This is a genomic window from Microbacterium sp. NPDC056569 (assembly GCF_042793475.1).
Lineage (GTDB): Bacteria > Actinomycetota > Actinomycetes > Actinomycetales > Microbacteriaceae > Microbacterium.
Genome location: NZ_JBHTUV010000008.1, coordinates 122,572 through 143,363, shown reverse-complemented (window position 1 = coordinate 143,363; position 20,792 = coordinate 122,572). Strand labels below are relative to the sequence as shown.

The 20,792-nt window shown below is 69.8% G+C and carries 13 protein-coding genes; 8 read left to right on the top strand and 5 right to left on the bottom strand.

The annotated features are described in order from the left end of the window. Positions 1 to 3: 3 nt before the first annotated feature. The 5 genes from ACFQ7C_RS11285 to ACFQ7C_RS11265 are packed head-to-tail and all read left to right on the top strand — an operon-like array spanning position 4 to position 5,523. On the top strand, positions 4 to 768 hold the full coding sequence (locus tag ACFQ7C_RS11285) for a LysM peptidoglycan-binding domain-containing protein (RefSeq protein ID WP_378900619.1): 765 nt from the start codon (positions 4 to 6) through the stop codon (positions 766 to 768). After that, a complete protein-coding gene (locus ACFQ7C_RS11280) occupies positions 752 to 2,602 on the top strand; it encodes a VgrG-related protein (RefSeq protein WP_378900616.1) in 1,851 nt (616 codons plus the stop codon). The genes ACFQ7C_RS11285 and ACFQ7C_RS11280 overlap by 17 nt, the downstream gene beginning before the upstream one ends. A gap of 11 nt (positions 2,603 to 2,613) precedes the next feature. Then, entirely contained in the window at positions 2,614 to 3,027 is a 414-nt protein-coding gene (locus ACFQ7C_RS11275; protein ID WP_378900613.1) for a GPW/gp25 family protein, read from the top strand. Further along, complete coding sequence (locus ACFQ7C_RS11270) at positions 3,024 to 4,961, top strand: putative baseplate assembly protein (protein WP_378900610.1); 1,938 nt, start codon at positions 3,024 to 3,026, stop codon at positions 4,959 to 4,961. The genes ACFQ7C_RS11275 and ACFQ7C_RS11270 overlap by 4 nt, the downstream gene beginning before the upstream one ends. A gap of 10 nt (positions 4,962 to 4,971) precedes the next feature. Continuing rightward, entirely contained in the window at positions 4,972 to 5,523 is a 552-nt protein-coding gene (locus ACFQ7C_RS11265) for a phage tail protein I (RefSeq protein ID WP_378900607.1), read from the top strand. Positions 5,524 to 5,534: 11 nt separating this feature from the next. Here ACFQ7C_RS11265 and ACFQ7C_RS11260 read toward each other — a convergent pair whose 3' ends face one another. Then, positions 5,535 to 7,820: a BTAD domain-containing putative transcriptional regulator gene (locus tag ACFQ7C_RS11260; protein WP_378900604.1), complete on the bottom strand. Its 2,286-nt coding sequence runs from the start codon at positions 7,818 to 7,820 to the stop codon at positions 5,535 to 5,537. Positions 7,821 to 8,105: 285 nt separating this feature from the next. Between ACFQ7C_RS11260 and ACFQ7C_RS11255 the strand changes: the two genes are divergently transcribed. Then, a complete protein-coding gene (locus ACFQ7C_RS11255; RefSeq protein WP_378900601.1) occupies positions 8,106 to 10,085 on the top strand; it encodes a hypothetical protein in 1,980 nt (659 codons plus the stop codon). A 94-nt stretch (positions 10,086 to 10,179) separates the two neighbouring features. Here ACFQ7C_RS11255 and ACFQ7C_RS11250 read toward each other — a convergent pair whose 3' ends face one another. The 4 genes from ACFQ7C_RS11250 to ACFQ7C_RS11235 form a co-directional block, all read right to left on the bottom strand. Continuing rightward, a complete protein-coding gene (locus tag ACFQ7C_RS11250) occupies positions 10,180 to 10,521 on the bottom strand; it encodes a hypothetical protein (RefSeq protein WP_378900598.1) in 342 nt (113 codons plus the stop codon). Between the two features lie 198 nt (positions 10,522 to 10,719). Next, positions 10,720 to 12,813: an alpha/beta hydrolase domain-containing protein gene (locus ACFQ7C_RS11245; RefSeq protein ID WP_378900595.1), complete on the bottom strand. Its 2,094-nt coding sequence runs from the start codon at positions 12,811 to 12,813 to the stop codon at positions 10,720 to 10,722. A gap of 250 nt (positions 12,814 to 13,063) precedes the next feature. Beyond that, entirely contained in the window at positions 13,064 to 13,486 is a 423-nt protein-coding gene (locus ACFQ7C_RS11240; RefSeq protein WP_378900592.1) for a pyridoxamine 5'-phosphate oxidase family protein, read from the bottom strand. A 161-nt stretch (positions 13,487 to 13,647) separates the two neighbouring features. Beyond that, a complete protein-coding gene (locus tag ACFQ7C_RS11235; RefSeq protein WP_378900589.1) occupies positions 13,648 to 14,091 on the bottom strand; it encodes a hypothetical protein in 444 nt (147 codons plus the stop codon). 384 nt (positions 14,092 to 14,475) lie between these two features. On the opposite strand from ACFQ7C_RS11235, the gene ACFQ7C_RS11230 reads away from it, so the two are divergent. Beyond that, the gene (locus tag ACFQ7C_RS11230; RefSeq protein ID WP_378900587.1) at positions 14,476 to 16,263 is read left to right on the top strand and encodes a CHAT domain-containing protein; all 1,788 of its coding nucleotides are present in this window, start codon (positions 14,476 to 14,478) and stop codon (positions 16,261 to 16,263) included. Further along, positions 16,260 to 20,792, top strand: coding sequence for a hypothetical protein (locus tag ACFQ7C_RS11225; protein ID WP_378900585.1), 4,533 nt, complete (start codon positions 16,260 to 16,262; stop codon positions 20,790 to 20,792). The genes ACFQ7C_RS11230 and ACFQ7C_RS11225 overlap by 4 nt, the downstream gene beginning before the upstream one ends.

The following is a 20,792-nucleotide window of genomic DNA, read 5'->3' as shown; positions in this document are numbered from 1 at the left end:
GCCATGCCCATCACCTCCACCGCCTCCGACACGAAGAGCCTCGTGCATGCCGCCATCGAGGTGCACGAGCCGGGATCGACGCCGGGCCAGGTCGGCGCGCTCCTCACGACGATCGAGTTCCAGCTGAATCCCAAGGAACTGACGATCGCGAAATCGGCGAAGTGGGAGAGCAAGAACCAGAAGAAGTCCGCGTCTGCACCGCCCGCCACCTACCAAGGGCCGGAGCCGCAGAAGATGAGCGTCGAGATGTACTTCGACGAGACCCGAAAGCGCGACGGGAGCGTCGTGAAGAACGTGGAGGCGCTCTTCCAGGCGTGCACGCCGACCGCCGCGTCGAAGGACGGCAACAAGCCGTCCGCGCCGTGGGTGAAGTTCAAGTGGGGCGTGCTCACCGGATTCGTCGGCTACATCAAGAGCGTCTCGGCGAAGTACACGCTGTTCTCGCCCGACGGCACGCCGATACGCGCGGTATGCGCCGTGGCTCTGGAAGAGCTCGCGAACGAGCCGAAGAAGCAGAACCCCACCTCGGGCGGGCTGCAGCCGCGGCACGCGCACACGCTACGCGAGGGCGATTCGCTCGCCGCGATCGCCTATCGGGAGTACGGCAACCCCGCGTTCTGGCGCACGCTGGCCGAGGTCAACGGCATCGACGACCCGCTGCGGCTGCGTGCGGGCCGCATCGTGCTGATCCCCACCCTCGACGAACTCTCGAGTGCCGACGGCCGGGAGGTCGCGCGCAGGGAGGTGGCCCGTGCCCTCCTCCACTGACACCTACACGAGCCTGCTGCTCGTCTCCGTCGGCGGGACGGCGCTTCCTCCCGCCGTCGCGGGCCTGCTCGAGCGCAGCAGGATCACGGATGCTGCGAACCTGCCGGATTCGTTCGAGCTCGAGTTCGTCGACTCCGGCGGGATCGTGCTCGAGCAGGGCGGATTCAGCATCGGGGCGGCTGTCACGCTCGCGGTGTCGCAGAACGGCGGCGACGGACCCCAGAAGCTGCTCGAGGCAGAGGTCACGGCACTCGACCGGGAGGACGTCGGCGGCGAACTGCGCACCCGGGTGCGAGGACTCGACACGTCCCATCGGCTGTTCCGCGGGCGCCGCGTGGCCGCGTACGTCGACATGTCGACCGCGGACATCGTGCAGAAGGTGGCGCAGCGGGCCGGCGTCGAGGTCGGCTCGATCTCCGGGCCAGCGACGATCCTGGCACATACGACGCAGGACAACGTGAGCGACTGGGTCTTCCTGAAGCGACTGGCGGACGACTCGGGATGCGTGTTCTCGGTCGTCGATCGGAAGCTGCAGTTCGGACCGCCGACGAGCGCCTCGACGGCGGGGTCGGGCTCGGCGACCGCGGACGACGATCCGGTCGTGGTCGAGCATGGACGCAACACGCAGTATCTGCACGCCACGATCACCAGCGCCGAGCAGGTGCCGGAGGTCGAGGTGCGTGGCTGGGACGTCGCCGCCAAGGAGAAGGTCGTGTCGACGGCGCCGGCGAAGACCCGGACGACCGAGCTGCCCACGCTCGACCCGGCCGCGGTCGCGAACGTCTTCGCGAGCCCGCGCTACGTCAGCGCCGCCGGAACAGGAACCCCGCAACGGCAGGACAAGCTCGCCGAGGCCATCGCTGCGCGCATCGCCGGCGGGTTCGCCGAGGTCGAGGCCCAGATCCTCGGCAACCCCCGCATCCGATCCGGCATCGCGGTCCGCCTCCGCGGTTTCGGGGCACCGTTCGACGGCCGATACACCGTCACGGAGACGAGGCACGAGTTCACCGCCGAGCAGGGGTACACCACCGCGTTCACGGTGTGCGACGCCTCCGACCGCTCGCTGCTCGGCGTGGGGTCCCCCGAACTCGCCGCCGCGGGCCACACGGTTCCCGGTGTTCTCAGCGCCCTCGTCAGCGACATCTCCGGGGCGGCTGTCGGCCAGCACGGGCGGGTGCGGCTGACCTTCCCGTCCCTGTCCGACGACTACGTCAGCGGGTGGGCGCGTGTCGAGCAGGCGGGAGCGGGTGCCGAGCGCGGAACGGTCGTCATGCCCGAGGTCGGCGACGAGGTGCTCGTCGCGTTCGAGTCCGGACGATTCGATCGACCGGTCGTGCTCGGCGGGCTGTACAACGGCAAGGATCTTCCGCAGGGAGGCTGGGATTCCTACGTCGAATCGGGCAGCGTCGTCCGGCGGAGCTTCACCTCGCGCACGGGCATGGTGGTGGAGTTCCTCGAGAAGCCGGGGGAAGAGACGCTGCGCATCGCCACGAACGCGGGAGCGCAGCATGTCACCCTGACCCAGTCCGCGGAGAAGGGCATCCAGATCTTCTCCGAAGGGTCCGTCTCGGTCGTCGCGCGGCGCGACGCGACGGTCGCCGTGGACGGAGACGCCACTGTCACTGCGAGCCAGGGCCGCATCTCACTCTCGGCCGCGAAGATCGCCCTCGACGCCTCGTCGGAGCTCGCCATCACCGCCCCCAAGGTGACGGTCGACGGCGGTGTCTCGGTCGACGTGACCGGTGCGGCGGTCGCGGTGAAGGCGACAGGCAGCGCCGAGCTGTCGGCATCCGGTGTGACCGTCGTCAAGGGTCGGCTGGTCCAGATCAACTGAACGGGGAGCGCATGTCGCAGGAGTTCGTCGGCAAGGGCTGGTCCTTCCCCGTGCATGCGGACGCGGGCGGGCGGGTCGCGCTGTCCTCGAACGCGCGCGTGATCGAGGAGAGCATCCACCTGATCCTCGCCACCGCCCCGGGCGAACGGCCGATGCGGCCGGAGTTCGGCTGTGCGGTGCACGAGTACGTCTTCGCGCCGGCGGATGCCGCGACCGCGGGTTCGATCGGCGATGCGGTGCGCACCGCGCTCGCGATGTGGGAGCCCCGCATCGACGTCACCGGAGTCGACGTCACGTTCGACCGCACCGACGAGGGCCTGCTGCTCATCGACGTGGGCTACGAGATCCGCGGGTCGAACGATCCGCGCAACCTGGTCTTCCCGTTCTACGTCATCCCTGACCGGGCATCGGAGGCGACGCCATGACCCTGCCTGTTCCGCACCTCGACGATCGGCGCTTCCAGGACCTCGTCGACGACGCGAAGCGTCTCGTCGCCGCGCGGTGCCCGGAATGGTCCGACCACAACGTGTCCGACCCCGGCGTGACGCTCATCGAGGCGTTCGCGTTCATGACCGACGAGCTCTTCTACCGCCTGAACCGCGTCCCCGACAAGCTGTACATCGCGTTCCTCGATCTGATCGGCACGACCCTGTTCCCTCCGACGGCGGCGCGCGCCGATGTCGTCTTCTGGCTCGCCGCTCCGAGGGACGACATCGTGATCGTGCCCGAGCACACGGAGGTCGCGACGCCTCGCACCGAGCAGACCGGCTCGGTGGTCTTCCAGACCATCGCGGAACTGGCGATACCACCCCGCTCGCTCGCGTTCGTCGGGCGCACCTCGGGCGACACGGCGGCGGTCCGCAACGCGCGACTCGGCTCTGAGCCGTTCGACGCGTTCGGGACACCGCCGCGGATCGGCGATGGGTTCCTGCTGGGCCTCGATGCCGCCGCGCCGGGCCTGGCGATCGGCTTCCAGCTGGACTGCGCCGTGCGCGGCGTCGGGGTGGACCCGCTCGATCCGCCCACCGTGTGGGAATCGTGGAACGGCGCCGGCTGGTCGCGCTGCGACGTGGTGCGCGACAGGACCGGCGGGCTCAACCAGCCCGGCGAGGTGGTCGTGATCATCGGGCGCGATCATGCGCCGTCGGTGATCGCGGACGAGCGAGCCGCCTGGTTGAGGTGTCGCATCGTCGAGCGCGAGGAGGACGTGCCGAAGTACAAATCGGCACCGCTCGTCCGCGCGGCGTCGGCGGCCACTGTCGGCGGGGTGGCCGCGGCGATGAACGCGCGACCGGTCGACGACGAGATCCTCGGGCTCTCGGAGGGCGTGCCGGGTCAGACGTTCGTCCTCCAGCAGCGGCCGGTGGTCGACGACGGTGAGCCTTTCGTCGTCGAGGTCGGCACCGGCAGCGGGTGGGACGAGTGGACCGAGATCGACTCGTTCGCCGGGGTGGGCGACGACGGGCGGAGAGTCATGGTCGATCGTGCTCGAGCGACCGTCACGTTCCCTCCGGCCGTGCGAGAGGCGGACGGGAGCCTCCGTGAATACGGGGCGACGCCGCCGAAGGGCGCGCCGCTTCGGGTGCCCCGCTACCGCGTTGGCGGTGGACTCGCGGGGAACGTGGGCGCGGGAAAGCTCTCGGTGCTGCGTTCGACCGTGCCGTTCGTGAGCGAAGCCGTCAATCGATCCGCTGCCCACGACGGCACCGACGGGGAGACCGTGGAGGAGGCGAAGGTGCGCGGCCCGCTGGCCCTGCGCACGCGCGATCGTGCCGTCACGCTCGAGGACTACGAACAGCTCGCCAAGCGCGCCGCCCCGGGAGTCGCCCGTGCGCACGCCGTCGCTGCCCCGGAGGCGCTCGGTGTGCGCCTGCTGGTCGTGCCGACGGCGGCGGTCGATGCCGACGGGCGCATCGCCTTCGACGACCTCGTTCCCGGCGCCGAGCTGCTCGGTGCCATCGCCGACGACCTGGAGCCGCGCCGGATGGCCGGCACGCGGCTCGTGATCGAGCCGCCGTCGTACCAGGGGGTGACGGTGGTCGCCAAGATCGTCGCGCATCCCCGGGTGGCCGTCGATCGACTTCGCGCCGAGGCGCTGGCGGCCCTCTACGGCTACTTCGACCCGATTCGCGGTGGCTCGGCGGGGACCGGCTGGCCGTTCGGGCGACCGGTGCTCGCAGGTGAGGTGTACTCCGTGCTGCAATCGCTGCCGGGCACCGAACTCGTCGACGAGGTGCTGCTCTTCGCGGCCGACCCGGCGACCGGCAAGCGGGCCGATCCCGCGCAGCGCGTCGACATCGGGGCGACAACCCTGGTGTTCAGCTTCGAGCACCGTGTGCGGGTGACGGCGGGGGTGTGACGTGCGAGGCATGGTTCCGATGCTGGGCACCCCGGTGCCACTGCTCACCCGGCTGCCCGCGATCCTGCAGGAGGACGAGTTCCTCGGGCGGGCGATCCCGGCATTCGACGAGGTCATCGCCCCGGTCTACTCGACGCTCGACAACCTCGAGGCCTATGTGCGGCCGGAGTATGCGCCGACCGACTTCCTCGCGTGGCTCGCCGGCTGGGTCGACGTCGACATCGACGAGCAGTGGACCGAGGAGCAGCGCCGTCGCATCGTCGCCGATGCACCGATGCTGCACCGCCGGGTGGGGACGGTCGGTGGGATCCGAGACACCCTGCAGCTCGCGGCCGGTCCCGCGGCGACCGTCGAGGTGAAGGAATCAGGGGGAACCGCATGGTCGACCGAACCCGGTGCACCGCTGCCGGGGGCAGCCGAGGCGCACATCGTCATCACGGTCACCATCACCGGTGGCGATCCGGGGGACATCGAGCGCCGCTTCGAGCGCCTCGCCGCGGCGGTCGTGCCCGGCTACCTGCCGGTGCATCTGTCGGTCAGCACCGGCGAAGAGAGTTCGTGAGCCCGGCAGGGTCATTCCACCCCGAGAGCGACGCGCATGCGGAGGTACCCCTCCTCGGCTCGCGCGGCGGCGACCACGTCGCCCGATCTGCGGTGCACCATGACGAGCGTGCGCCAGGACTCGTCGAGCCAGGGGTCGATCTCCACGGCACGGCTTGCGGCGGCGACCGCGGCGCGCCCGTCACCGAAGCGCAGCTCGAGATGCGCCAGAGACGACGCGGCCTCCGCGGCCCGCACCCGGTAGCGCTCCCGCGCACCCGTCACCCATTCCGCCGGCCCGTCCTCGGGCAGCACGTCCCCCACGTATCGGTCGAGCGCGGTGCGCAATCCGTTCGCGGCGGCGTCGGGATCACGGCGCAGCTTCGCGGCGGCTGCCTCCGCGAGCCGGTCGTCGAAGTCTGCGAGATCGCAGTCCCGGCGGTCGGTGATACCGAGACGGTAGGCGACTCCGACGCGTTCGACGACGGACGCCGCCTCCCCGACCAGTTCCGCAGGCAGTGAGCGCCGCAGGCTGGAGACGCTCACGTGCAGGGCGTGCACGGCCGAGTCGACTCCGAGATCGCCCCAGAGGATGTCGGCGATGATCTCACGATGAACGGGCGCGCCGGCGTTGAGGGCGAGCATCCGCAGCAGGGCGCGGGCCTGAGGGCGCACGACCCTGAGATCGATCTCGCCCCCGTCGACGCGAAGGCGGAATCCGCCGAAGCAGCCGACCGTGAGATGGGGGTGCCGTGGTTCCACGTACGCCGGTGCGGAGCCGCCGGACGGGGCACGGAACAGCGATGCGGGAAGCCGCGGCAGCCCCGCCTCCAGTGCGCGCCGCCGGACCGAAGCCGCGTGAGCGCGCACGTCTGCGGGGGAATCGACGAGAGCGCGGGCGACGTCGAGAAGGGGGAGGATCCCGTCGATCCCGCTTGCGATCGCTGCGGACTCCGCATCGAGGATCTGACGACGTGCGTCAGCGGTGCGAGCCGGCGCGGCCAGGATCGCCCCCGCTGCACACGACCACGCTGCGAGATCACCGAGCCCGACGTGTTCCAGGCGACGGGAGAGTGCGCTCGCCTGTGGAGCGGTCGCCCGCCCTCGACGAGCTCGGATCACGAACCCGATTCCTGCGGTGATGGCGGCGCTCGTGGCTTCGCCGCGCGCATCGAACTCTGCGACCACCTCGGCGCACGAGTGCTCCGGCAGATCGGACGTCGCCGCGATCGCGCCGCGCACGATGCGCGCCTGGGCCTCGAGCCCGAGTGCGACGCACTCGCGTTCGATCTCGTCGAGCGCGTCGAGCGTCGCCTCGCGGGGTGCGAGCGGCTCCCGGATGACGAGCAGGGCGAGACGCGCCATCCGGTGCCGTGCTGCTTCGGAGGGGGTTCGCAACGCGAGCTCCAGGAGCGCGACGGCGCCCACCACATCACCTCGACGCAGTCGCGCCACCGCATCGTCGAACGCCGTCGTCCGATACCCTGCCGATACCGTGACCGGAGCTGCGGGGACCGGCGTGGTCCGCGTCTCCAGCATGGCCCTGGAGCGGAGATGCCGGCGCAGAATCGGCGGCAGTGCGCGGCGTCCGAGCTGTCTGACGTGCATGACGGCTCCGCCGTCGACGACGTCCAGAAGCCTCGTCGCGGATTCCGCTCCCAGCAGCCGGGCGCACGGACCGAACTCCAGGGCGGGGAGCGCGCTGGTGAGCTCGAGCGATCGCAGGATGTCCGACGGAAGCGCGCGCAGCGCCCGCTCGAGGCGGGGCGCGGCGAAGTCGCCCCGCAGCGCGGTGGCGACCGCGGACTCGAGCGCATCCGGCTCGATCGAGCGCGACCAGACAGCGAGGTCATGCACCAGGCCCGCCCACCCGCCTGTCTCGGACACGACCTGCGATGCGGATTCGAGCGGGAGGAAGTTCCCTCCGACGATGCGGAAGACGTCCGCCACCTCGTCGACGCGGAGCACGAGGTCGGGGGCGCTGACGAGATCGGGTTCGGTCCCGCAGGCGGTCGTCAGCTCGGGAGCGATGGGCAGTCGCGACGCCAGGACGAGATGGTGCGCGGGGTCGCAGCGCGCGGTCATCTCGGCCAGCGCGGCTTCGCTGCGCGTGCCTGCCAGGACGTGGACGTCGTCGATGGCGAGCGTGATCGCGTCGGCGCTCTCGAATCCAGCCATCGCCACGTGCAGCTGCGCATCCCGTTCCGAGGGATCGCGATCCGCACCGCCGAGGTGGACGACCTCCCCGCGTGCGATGGACTGGTGCAGCCGCCGCAGGAGCGTCGACTTGCCCGCTCCACTCGGCGCCACGACGAGCACGCATGGCTCCCGAAGGCGGCGCTGCAGGCGCGCCGGAAGCCCATCCGGGCCCCCGTTCGGCCCGATCCGCGCGGCCACTATGTCACGCATTGTCGACCCCCTGCACTGACGATGCGATCGGTTCGGGCCCCGATGAGACACAACCTAGCGTCCTCGGGCCGCGGCGTATACGGGGCAGCGATCCGTGCCCGTTAAGGCATGAGGCTGGTTCCTCGTCGTCAGCCGTCCGTACAATCACGACAGGCGCGAATGTACTTTGGCGACGTCCCGGCCGGAGGAACGAGGATGGCCGAACGCAAGTGCACGGTGTGTGGGACCATCAACGACGCTGGTGCGCGGTTCTGCAGGACGTGCGACAACTACCTCGGCTGGGACTCCGGCGGCTCGACGCTCGACGGTGCCGCGCTGACCGGCACGATTCCGACGATCGTCGGATCGGTCCCGGCCGACCCTCCGCCGCTGCCTGCTGCCGCAGCATCCGACTCTCCCGCTGCCGGCACGCCCCCCGCTCCGGTGCCCGGTCCCGCGGCGCACGCGCCCGCGTGGGTGACGATCGCCGACCCTGAGGTCGTCGTGACCCCCGATGCCACGGCCGCGCTCGAGATCACCGTCGAGAACGCGACGGCCATCGTCGACGGATACGTCTTCGAGGCCGTCGACCCGCCGCCGTGGCTCTCTGTCGAGCACCCCGACGTGAACCTCATGCCCGGAGAGGTACTCGGCGTCGCCGTCACCCTCGGACTGCGCGATGAGACGATGGTCGTCGCCCAGCGGGTTCCGCTCTCGGTCGTCGTGCGTTCGATCGAGGACCCCGGGCGCCATGTGTCCGCGTCCATCGTCGTGACCGTTCCGCCGCACGGTCCACCTCCGACGCTCGAGGCCCAGCCGACGCTGATCCGGCTCGACGACGCGGGCTCGGGCGATTTCGCCGTCCGGCTCGACAACCGAGCCGCGAACTACCCGCAGACCGTCGGATTGAGCGGGAGCGACCCCGAAGGAGTCGTGGGCTTCGTGTTCACCCCGGAAGTGGTGGAGATCCCCCCGGGAACGATGGTCGAGGTCGCGGTGGGCTTCACCGCGCCCCAGCCTCCGCCCGGCCAGCAGCTGAACCGCCAGCTCACCGTGAAGGCGACGAACGACGAAAGGGTGATCACGACCGCACTGACCCTCGTGCAGAGCACTCCGGCCGCCCCGGTCGACGCCCCCGTCCGGGTGCAGGTGCAGCCGAGCACCATCCGACTCACCGACTCGACCGACGGCGATTTCGAGGTCCACGTCGACAACCGTGGCGGTCACACCGGCATCACCATCTCGCTGTCGGGCAGGGACCCGGAGCAGCGGCTGACCTTCGCCTTCGCACCGGCCCGCTTCGTCGCCACGCCCGGCCACGTCACGAGGTCGCACGGTCGTGTTCGCGCGCAGCTGCCGCCGCGGGGGTCGAGCGCGACTCACCCGTTCACCGTGATCGCTTCCGACGGAACGACGGATGTCGAGGCAACGGCGTCGCTCGAGATCGAGGCGTCGGCCGCCGCCATGGCGACGGCGGAGGTGCGGGCCCACCCCGAGAAGCTGGACATCGGCACGCGCGAGGAAGCGGAATTCTCGATCGAGGTCGACAACCGCCGCAGCTCGCAGCCGCTCAATGTGGTGCTCGCCGGGCACTCCGACGACGGACTGGTGCGAGCCAGGTTCACCCCGCCGCGCCTCACCATCGGGCCCGGCTCGGTCGGCCACGCCCGGATGTCGGTGTCGAGCCCCCACCCGCGGCCGCGCCAGGTCGGGGTGCGCCGCCTGGCCATCCTGGTCTCGGACGGATCGCAGCGTCTCACCGCGACGGCGGAGCTGATGCAGACCGGACCCGATCGCCGGCGGCCCGCCGGCAGGTGGCTTGTCGTCATCGGCGCCCTGATGATGCTCGTCGGAGCCCTGAAATGGACTCCGGACACCACGTTCGATCTCGATGTGGACGGTCTGCCCGAGCTCATCGGCAACGCGAATTCGTTCTCCACGGGGCTCGCGGCCGCAGAAACGCCGCTTCGCATCGCGCTCGCACTCCTGGCTGTGGGGATGCTCTTCGGTCTGGCCGGCAAGGGCGGACTCACGCGGAAGTCGGCGATCGTGGCGGTGCTGCTCAGCGTGGGCTACGTGGTGTCGGCGCTCGTCGAAGACGTGATGCTGACGGAGCTCGGACTCGGGATTCCGCTGGTCATCGCCGGCGCGGTGCTCGGCTACATCGGCGGGATCCTCCTGCGTCCTCCCGACTGACGCTCGCCGACGAGCGGGTGGGGGCACACTTTCCTGGCCGAGGCAACGACGATCCTCCCGCGCCGAGTGGCCGCGGGAGGATCGTCGTGTACTGTCAGGTGCCGCTCGGGTCCCCCGGGCAGTAGATGATGTGACTGATGTCCTTGCCGGAGAGCGACGACACGTAGCCGCCCCCGAAGAACTCGTAGACGGTGTTGGTGCGTCCTGCCTTCACGACGACGACCGTGTAGGTGTCGGGAAGGAAGTACGACGTGACGCCGTCGTAGGCGAACTCGATCTTCTCGCAGTTGTCACCCCACGTCGCTTCGTGATTGCCCTCCGACGTCGCGGGTATCGAGTACGGAGCGCTGTCTGCCTGTGCGGCGGCGGCGCCGCCGAACGTGGCACAGAGCACGAGGGCCGCCGTCGCGGCAGCCTTCTTCATCGGATTCTTCATCGGACCCTCCCCAGGTTCCGGACGCAGGAGAATCGACTCGGGCGCACGAATCCCCCTTGTTGCGCCATTTCCTGGCGAGATTTTAGAACCGCGACAACCGGGTGTCGATAAGGAGCGAAGTGCCGAAAGTCCCTAGGGAGTGACGGCCTGCGCCGCGGGTGGAACCGCGGCGCACGCCGTCACTGTCTGATGCGCGGCTCAGCGGCAGCTCAGCGCCTCGAAGGGCACCGTGGCGGTGCTCACGACGGGGGCGCCGTCGACCAGCGCGGTGATGGTGGCCTCGACGGAGCCCGCAGCCAGCTGCGCGGTCTCGGTGGTGAACGTCTCCTTCACCGCCTTGTCGACCCGCGTGCCGGGCGCTGACGTCGACCCGTGTGGCGACGCGATGTCGATCCGACCTTCGAGGCTCCCCGTGTTCACGGCGGTGACCGTCAGGCGCGCCCGCGGACCGGTGCACCGGCTCTCGACCGTGAGCCCGACGTCGGCGAAGCTCAGTCGCGTGATGAGGACGTCCGCGAAGTCGATCAGCAGGTCCGACTGGCCGACGGTCGCGCGCCCCTCGCGCTGGGCGCGGGCGGCGAGGTCCTGGAAGTGGCTGAGCACGCCGATCGCCTTGGCGTACTCCTTGCCCTTGGCGGCAGCATCCGTCTGTCCCTTCGCGACCGACAGCGTCGCACGGTCGGCCAGATCGACGAGCTCGCTGCCGCCGGGCAGGAAGAACGAGGCGACCTGGTCGCGGAGCGACTGCGTCGAGGGGAACACCGGGAACTGCGAGACGTTGGCGCACAGGTCCTCGCAGGTGAGTCCGCGGCCGATGAGGGAGGACTGCGCGTTCGCCCACATCTCGTCGGCGTCGGCCGGCAGCACATAGCCCGCGGCGACGTTCTGCTCGACCGCCGCGAAGAACGGCGTGAGGTAGCTGTCGCGGTCGGGGTAGAGCGCGTTCAGCGTCGCCGTGTCGAACGGCACGTAGATGCCGTTCAGCCCGCAGCCCGCGACCGCCTTCGCGATCGGCACTTCGACGGGCGCGAGACGGAGCCCGCCGAGGGCGTTCCCGAACGAGTCCCGCTCGATCGTGCCCTGGGGAGTGAAGAGCGGATCGGCGGTGGGAGGCAGCACGCCGTCCCTGGCCCAGTTCACGAGGTGCTCGGTGGCCGCGGCCCACGTGTAGCGCTCCGGGATGCGGCTGCGCGTCGGGCCCTGGGCGCAGGTGTCGGCCAGTGCGGCGGTCGGCTGGTCACGGATGAGCTCCGGATAGCGCACGATCATCGACTGCCAGTCGGAGTGCGTGGTGCCGGTCACGTGCCAGGTGCGCATGCCATCGGTGTCGGGCTGCAGGGTGTTGAACACCGAGGTCGCGTTCTCGGACTCGGAGTAGACCTTGAAGACCGGGATGGGGAGGTCGTCCCGGATCTTCTCGCCGCCGATGAAGAGGAGGGCGGCGTCGGCGACCGGCTCCCCGCGCGTCTGGATCGCGTTGGTGAACACCGACAGGCGGCCCGCGGACTGCGACACCCCGGCCGAGACCACCGTCTGGATGTCGTCTTCGATGTCGCCCAGCACACCGGCGTGGCGCACGGCCTGGATGCCCTGGCCGTAGACGTCGTACGAGAGGGGGTCGCCCGACGTGAACTGGCCGCCCGCAGTCAGGTCGAGGTCGCCGTAGCGGACGGGGTCGAACCGCTTGAGGCCGAGCGTCGGGTTGGTGATCGTCACGCTCTGGGCCGTGATGCCCACCCACACGGTGCCCTCGCGCATGATCTGCTCGTGCGTGCGGTACCACATCGCCTCGACGTCGTAGCCGGAGGTCGCGTTGAGCCACTCGACGACGACGGTGCCGTTGAAGTCCGCACCGTCAGCCGGCCGCCGGACGACCATGCGGGTCGTGTACGGGTGCCCGGACGACACGATGTCGGCGGTCGGCGACGGGGTGGCGCGGGAGCCGATGCCGCCGGCGACCGTCGCGTTGTAGCGGTTGGCGGTTCCGCTGTAGATGAACTCCGTCTCGACGTAGTGGTGGTGGCCGACGAGGTCCGACGACATGAAGGTGTGGCCGACGGCCGGGTCGCCCACGGCGGAGGGGATCGGCCCTCGGACGTCCGGCACGGGGAAGAGCGACTCGTCCACGGCGGGCTCTGCGGCGCCGGCCCCGGGCGAGAGCACGAACGCGCCGGTGGCGACGGCGATCGCGGCGACGGCGGCGACCGCGCGACGCAGTGCGGGGGCGGCGGATCTGGTTCGGCGGGCGCGCCGTCGAACCTGCGCCGTCGATGCGAGCGGTGATCGGTGCACAATGACTCCTTCGTCATCGGGATGGGAATGCCTCCGCAGTCGATGTGAGGCTGTGCGCGCGAACCTATCCACCACGAGGAGGCGGAGCGATCGATCGCCCGCTGGGTGGGACAGGGGTCTCGCTTGCGGGGTCGCGGATGCCCTCGGGGGACGACGAGGTTCGCCGGTCCGCACGCCGGAGGAGACGGATGCTGCGGCCCGCAGCATCCGTTCAGGTCCTGGTCGACGCGGTATCGGGTCGGCGGTCGAGTCAGGCGCCTTCCTTCGATGACGCGCGGTAGCGCTCCGGCTCCGGCGTCCGTGCGAACCATCGCCCGCTGATCTGCGTGGGCACGATGCGCACCCAGCGGTACTTCAGGGTGGGGATCCAAGGCGAGAGCGGAAGAGCGTCGGCCTCGTCGATCTCCCGCTGCACCTCGAGACGCTCGGCCACGCCCTTGATGACCACGCTCGCGGCGAACGTGTCGTCGTACTCGTCCACCTCGAACGCGACCCGCGGGTGCTCCGTGAGCTCCGCGAGCTTCGAGCCGGGCGCCGTGCGGAACAGCACGCGGGGGCCGTCGGCTACATAGTTCACGGGAAAGATGTCGGGCTCGCCGTCCGCATCCAGGGCGAGGTGGCCCAGTTCGCACCGCGCGAGCAGGTTCCAGCACTGCTCTTCGGTGAGAGTCACCACCGCATCATTCGTGTGTTCCATGACGCCATCTCCCTCGACACCCGTCGTCGCAACACCGCTTCTGCGCACACCATAGTTCCCCTCGCCGGAGGGGACCAGATGGTCGGAGAACGGCGAGAGCCCGCGGTGGGGTTCGCGATATGGACGCAGGCGAGGGCTCAGAACGTCGTGTTCCGCGCCTGCTCCCGCACAGCCGCGAACGGGTCGCCGGGAACCTCGAACCCCCTGGGTGTCCCCGCAGGAGCAGGGGCGCTCAGGATCGCCTGCCGCAGGCCTTCGCCCTTCGCCTTGAACTCGGCGGCCTCGGCCGTCTTCTCCTTGGCCTCTTCCGTCGCCTTCTCGGCCTGCTCGGCCTGCTTGCGGTTGACCTCGCGTCCGAAGAGCCAGCCGACAGCCGTGAACACGATCGCCTCGAACCCGGCGAGCAGGAAGGTGTACCGCCCCCAGATCACGTCGCTCGTGCCTTCGTCATCAGCAGTTTGGAACAGCACGAAGACCGCGATGACGTACACCACGATGATCACGATCGCGATCGCCAGAAGGACGCCCCAGGGTACCGCCGGCTTGGGGCCTGCCGTTTTGTTCGCCGGTTCCTCGCTCATCGCAGTCCCCCCAGACGCGCAGTGTTCGCCGAATACGGAGGCGGAGGCGCTCCGCAATGAGTGAGGTATACCAGACCCGGTCTTGCATCGGTAGAGACCGCGATGACGGCAACCGAGGCAGGTGTATCAACCCAGGAGCTGGTCCCCTCAGGGATGAGTGAGAGTCGACCGACCGGTCGTGTGGATCCCGCCTCGCGGCTGACTCGACCCTCGAGATCCTGAACCAGCGGGCGCTGTGTCGGCAGACCCGTTGCCCACATTTCGGACTCGGGCCACAATGAACCCAAGACTCGAGTCTTCACACGTTGCGAGGGGTGCACCGTGGCTGACTTTGTGCTTTCCGTCCGCGCTGCTGGGGATTCCGGCGACGGCGATGCGATCACCTTGACCGACGCCGCCGACGGCTCCTTGATCGCGTCGAATCATGACGGCTTCGATACGTCACCGCTCGAGCACGAGGGCGTTCAGGTCGTTCCGTCTGAGGTGCTCAGCAGAGAGTCGCTCCTCAACAGCCCGCTCCTCGAGTACGTCGGCGACACGCTCTGGGAGAGACTGACGCCCGGAGCGATCGGCGCGGCGGTCGAGGCGCGCATCGGCGACTCGCGGATCTACCTGGATCTGCGCAGCAAGGCCCTCAACGACTACCCGTGGGAACTGCTCCGTCACGACGGCTTCGACCTGTTCCTGGGGGCTGCGAAGATCTGCCTGGGCGTGCCTCGAGCCGCCCGCGGGCCGCTCGCGGGGACCCCGCCCGAGCTGGAGCACCCGCTCCGTGTGCTCGTCGTCATCGGGAACGACCCCGAGGACGACCTGATCAAGGCTGAGGAAGAGCTGTTCAAGATCGAAGCAGCCGCCCACCTCAAGAACGAGGAGATCCTCCTCAAGACGCTGCTGCGCCCGAACCCGGAGGACGTCCAGCACGCCCTCGCCGGATTCCGCCCGCATGTGCTCCACTTCATCGGGCACGGCGGAGTCGTGGGCGAAGGCGCTGGGCCGGACTTCCGGGTCTACGCCGCGGCGACCGGGCAGAACGATGTGTGGACCGCCGGACGGATCAGGAACGTCGTTCGGGAGGCCCCGCCGCGACTGGTGGTGCTGAACGCCTGCTCGACCGGTCTTGCCCCCACGGCATCCGCATCTCTGGTCGAAGCCTTCCTCGATGCCGGCTGCATCGCCGTCATCGCCATGCTCGGAGACATCCGGGCGGACTCCTCGCACGCGCTCAGCGCCCGGTTCTATCGGAGCCTGTTCGAAGGACAGAGCATCGATCAGGCACTGATGTCGGCGCGGCTGACGGTGAAGGAACTCGCCGCCGGCCAGGAGACGGACAGCATCGCGGAACTGCATTCCAACTGGCCGCTGCCGCGACTGACGGCGCGGGGGGATGTGGGCGCGGTCATCACCGTCGAGCCCCTGCCCGGGTTCGCTCGGCGCTGGCTGAGGGAAGACTATGTCGCCCGGTGGGATGAGCGGTGGAACGCGTGGCGTGCGATGGATGGCACGAATTCCTACCTCGCCCTCGTCACGGGGAATGCCGACGTGGGCAAGAGCGCACTGCTGAACGCGATCGCCGACATCGGCGCACGACATGGTGACTGCGTGATCAAGGTCGACGTCAGTCGATCCGTCGCACCGACGGGCAGTTCATGGCGGGACGTTCTCGTCCGCATCGCGCAGGCCGCGAAGGCGGAGCACCTCACCGACGAACTGGAAGAGATCGCCTCGCAACCCGGCGAGAGCGGCCCGGTGATCGCGGCGTTTCAGGCGAAGCTGGCCGCGGCCGTCGGCGAGGGCCGGCTTCTCATCGTGCTCGACGGGCTCAGCGATTGGGAGGAGAACGTGGTCGACGACATCCTCCTCCAGCAGCTGTGCGGTCCGTACCTGACCGGAAGCACAGCCGCCTCGCCGATTCGGATGATCCTCGCGACCGACAAGGGATGGGAAGTCCTGAAAGGGCCTCAAGGCTGGACGCGAACCGCCGTCGGCCCGTTCCCCGAGGAGGAATGGGCGCGGGCGGTCATGCACGTCGAGGCCTACTGGAAGTCCCGGCTTCCGGTCGCCCAGCACGAGGGTGTCGACCGGTTCGCGGCCGCTGCTCGTATCTCGCCCAGGACAGGCAAGTCGCTGGGTCTGCTCCGAGACGGAGCGCTCAATCTTCAATCGGGGTCATGATGGACAGCCTCCCGGCCGGCACGGCATCGCTCGAAGCTCTGATCGTGGACTCCTTGCCGGCACACGACCGACGTCTCTTGGGCGCAGCGGCGGTGCTGAGGTACATCACTCCCGAGCTGGCGCGACTCGCAACCGGCTCCGAGGAGGCGGCCGACCGTCTTGCCGATCATCCACTCGTCCACGTGAGACCCGGCCCATCGGACAGCCAGCGGTGGACGATGTCCGAGTCGCTGCGGCGCGAACTCGTGCGGAGCGAGGAAGCGGAAGCCGCATCGGCCTGGCGGCGGGTGAGCAGTTCTGACGACGAACTGGAGTCGATCTACGCCCAGCTGTGCGTCGACTCGATGAGACCCGAGGGATTCGCCCGCCTCGAAGATCTCTTCACGTCGGCGATCGATTCACGCCAGCCCGCGATCGGCCGCGCGCATGATCTGCTCAGCCTGCTCGAGGAGTGGCCGGTCCGCGACTACCCGGACGCCGTGGATCTTCACAAGCGCCTCACTCCGCGACTCCGCCGGCAGTCCCGGGCGATCCGCGACCGCGAAGCGAGCGACGGATACGTCGAGCGCGACTTCGAACAGGATGCCCTGGACCGGCTCTTGGACGACGATGCTCCGTGGGTGCTCCATCTCCACGCTCCGGGCGGCGGTGGAAAGTCGATGTTCGTCAAGAACTTGCTGGGCCGCACCTGTCCTGTGCGCGACATCCCGGTGGCGCGCATCGACTTCGACCACATCGATCGCCTCGGGATCAACACGACCCAGCCCTGGCGCTTGCTGTTGACCCTGGCGCGGGAGCTCAACTCCCAACTCGCCGGACAACCCTTCGAGTACCTCCTCGCGTCGTACGGCCACCTCCGTGCCGCCACCTTCGCGGAGGCCGTGCCGCTGCGGGAGATCTCGGGCCCGACGGACGGCACGGCGACGGATGTCGAATTCCTCGAGCAGGTCGCCGCGGACGTGCCCAGGAAGTTCCGCACCGAACTCGCCGGCGCCGTCGCGGACGGAATCGTGGTGATCGCGCTCGACACGATCGAGAACGTGCAGCACGCGGACGGGGCATCCGTCGACGCGGTGCTGAAGGTGCTTCGCGAGGTGCGCGACAGGGGCGCCTCGGACGCCGACCCGGGAGTCCCCGGTCTGCGCGTCGTCCTCACCGGCCGCTTCGACCTCGACAGCAGCCTGCCGCACAAGGACGGCTCGGTGCTGCGATCGGAAGTGTTCCACGACGAGTTCATGGGGCCGAACCCCCTGCTCGAAGACGCGGCCGGCACCGGGATGCTCGTCGGGCAGCAGGCCCTGACGATCGCCGTGCCCCGATTCTCCGGCGAGGAGGCGCGACGGTACTTGGCCGGGTCGGCGGAAGCCGATGTCATCGACGCGGTCGTGAGACGGAGCGAGGGCAACCCGATGAAGCTGGGCCTCTTCAAGGAGGTCCTGAAGGACAATCCGCAGTCGACAGCCGACGGCATCGACGCGTTGGAGTCGGTCGAGCTCGCGTATCTGGTGACCCGCATCGTCGACCGGATCGCCGACCCCCTCGTGCAGTGGATCCTGCGCTGGGGTGCGCTGATGAAGATCCTCACCCGGGAAGCAGTCGATCAGATCATCTGGCCCGCGCTCGAGCAGCTGATCGCCGACGGGGAGCGCTACGACCGTGCCCCCGCCGACACGTCGGCGATGCCCCCCGTCACGTCGGGCACCGAGCGCTGGCCGCTGCCCGATGCCGCCGTCGTGCGCCGGGCAGGTGCCGCCGATGAGGCGTGGAACAAGCTGCTGCAGTATGTCGGCACCACGTCCTGGGTATCGACCCTCGAACACGTGCCGGACGCCGTCCAGTTCCACCCCGAGGTGCGCGAACCGCTTCGCAACCTTCTTCTGGCGGCCGGAGACCCCGTCTTCGACGACATCCACAGCAGAGCCCTCGAGTACTGGAGGCGGAAGGTCGACGATTCCGCCCCCGGACCGTCGCGCGCGGGGGCGCTCCGGTGTGTCGTCTTCCATGCCTACGAGAGTCCCCGCGCCGACGTCTCGGGCGACCAGCAGTGGCGCGAGCTCCTCGCGGATCCTGACCTGACCCGGTCCGATCGCGGCGAGATCTCCGACGAAGTGATCGCCGTCGCCCTCCGGCGGGAGAACAGCCCGCGGCGCAGCCCCGAACCTACGGTGCTCGGCTACGCGCATCTCGAGCGCGCGGAGGCGCTGATCCACGACGCGGCGGCCTCGGAGCGGCCGATCGACGAGGCGCGGCTGTCGGTGCATCGATCCAGGATTCCGGAGGCCGTGCGCACCGCGGAGCCGCGCCGGATGGCGTTCCTCGACGCGGCGATGGCGTGGGCGCTCAGCGACATCGAGGATGCGTGGAGAATGCTCGGTGCCGCTCTGTCCATGCCGGCTCCACGGGGCGCGGCTGGTCCGGCGCACCTCGAGCTCATGGTCGAGTGGGTTCATCGCCTCGAGCCGCCGCGTACCGCGCTCGACGTCGCTCGCCGGTTCGCCGACGCGGCCGCGGGCAGCGACTGGGAGGCGCAGGCGGCAGAGCCGCTCGCGCGTGTCCTCATCGCGACCGAGCAATGGCGCGAGGCGCTCCAGGTGGCTACTCGTGCCGACGACCCGCAGCTGATCGGGCTGGCCCTGCTGGGGCTGTGCAGGGTGCGAGACGTTCTCGAGAGTCCCAGATTCTCCGCTGCGATGCGCGCCGCAGCCGCGCTCATCGATCTCGACGCGGCGCGCGCCCTCAAGGAGCTCGAGGGTGCCTTCCCCACGTTCCGATCCGGTGCTCCGGCACCGGAGGTGTCGTTGCTGCGGGGAAAGGCGCACACCCTCCGGCGCGCGAACGACCCGGCCCGCGCGGCCCTGAGCGACGCCGCGTCGGGAGCTGACGCCGGTGTCGCCCTGGAGGCATCGCTCTGGCTCTCGCGACTCATGGCCGCGACGGGTCACCACGACCTCTCCACCGCCAATCTCTCCCGCAGTCTTCATGGCGGCGATGCGGTCGCACGCAGTCGTGCGGAGGCGCTCGAGGCTGTCGTGGACCGGGAGGCCGACCCCCACCGGAGCCACGAAGAGATCAGCGAGGCATACGACGGGCTCGCTGCCTCCGAGTGGACGCCGCCGTCCGTGCGCGTGGAGATGGAGTGCGCGCGGCTCTCCGTATTGGGCGCGACGCCCGACGGACTGGCGCGCCTCGCCGAGACGCTCGAGTCCGTCGACGATCCCGCGTCGAGACTCCGGGCGCTCCAGTGGCTGGGTCAGGTACCCGCTGCGGCCGAGCCGGCTCCGGCGCAGATCGCCCAGCGACTTCGGGATGCCACCGACATCGACGTCGCCTCGGGGATACCGGCCGCACTGCTGCTCGCCAAGGCGGAGCTGGAGCGAGTGCTCGGGTACCCTGACGCCTCCGCGGAACTGCTGCGGGCGCTCGAGCACGCGAACGTGGAGGACCGTGAGACGCTGACCGTGACCGTGCAGGATGCGAAGCACCGGCTCGCAGAAGAGGCGACAGGCTGGAACTCGTTCACCGGTGCAGCGGGCGAGATGGCTCCTTCCGACGATCTGGAATCGGACGCGCAGGCTCAGATGGTGCAAATCTCCACCGTGCCCGGGGATGGAACGCTGCTCGTCGAGACCGAGAGCGGCGCGCGAATGGACGGGCGCTCCCAGGCGGTGATCCGGGAGATGATCGCCGAAGGGCACTACGCCCTCGCCGCGGCTCCGGTCGCCGTCATGGAGACACTCGGCGCAGCTCTCTCGGTCGGCGAGGTCGCTCGATGGCTGGACGAGGCGGCGGAGCCCGTCCTCGCCCTGCGGATCCATGACGAGGCCGCCGCCCGCTGGCCGTGGGAGCTCGCTTCCATCGGAGACCGCCCGCTGGCTTCGCGACACGGGGCTGCGGTCGTGCGGACCGGACGCCGGGCGTCCCTCTCGCCCCGAGAAGCGACGATCCACTCGTCCGAGGTCTATGTCGCGAACCTGAACGAACGGAAGTTGCGCAGCTATTCCGCCGGGGCGCTGTCGGAGTACTACGGATACAGCGCCCGGCACGCCGACCCGTACGGCATCGCCCAAGGCGAGCTGACGCGGTTCAGCCCGAGTGCGCGCATCATCCACCTCGTCGCCGAGCCCATCGAACGACGGCGCGCCCCCGCACTGCAGCTGGGCGGGGATCATCTGACGCCGGAACGTCTGGCGAACGCCATCGGCCACAGCAGGTCGGCGCTGGTGATCCTCGATCTGGCGTTGGGCGACTCGTCCTCGGTCGCCGCCGAGCAGCTCATGCTCGCCAACGCCTTCTGCTGGCATCTCGTCCGCAATGCGCCGGACGTCTCGGCGATATGCGGAAGCTTTTCAGTTTCGCCGGATTCCTCCGGCAGGCTGCAACGCCTGGTGGAGGGGCTGCGCCGCGGGCTGCCGCTGGCGCAGGTCGTCGGCTCGTTGCAGCGGCAGCAGCGGCCCGACGCGGACCTGCACGCCGTCGTATCGCTCAACAGCGAGGCGTTCCGGCGTCGCTTCGTGCTCGAGGAGGTGTGA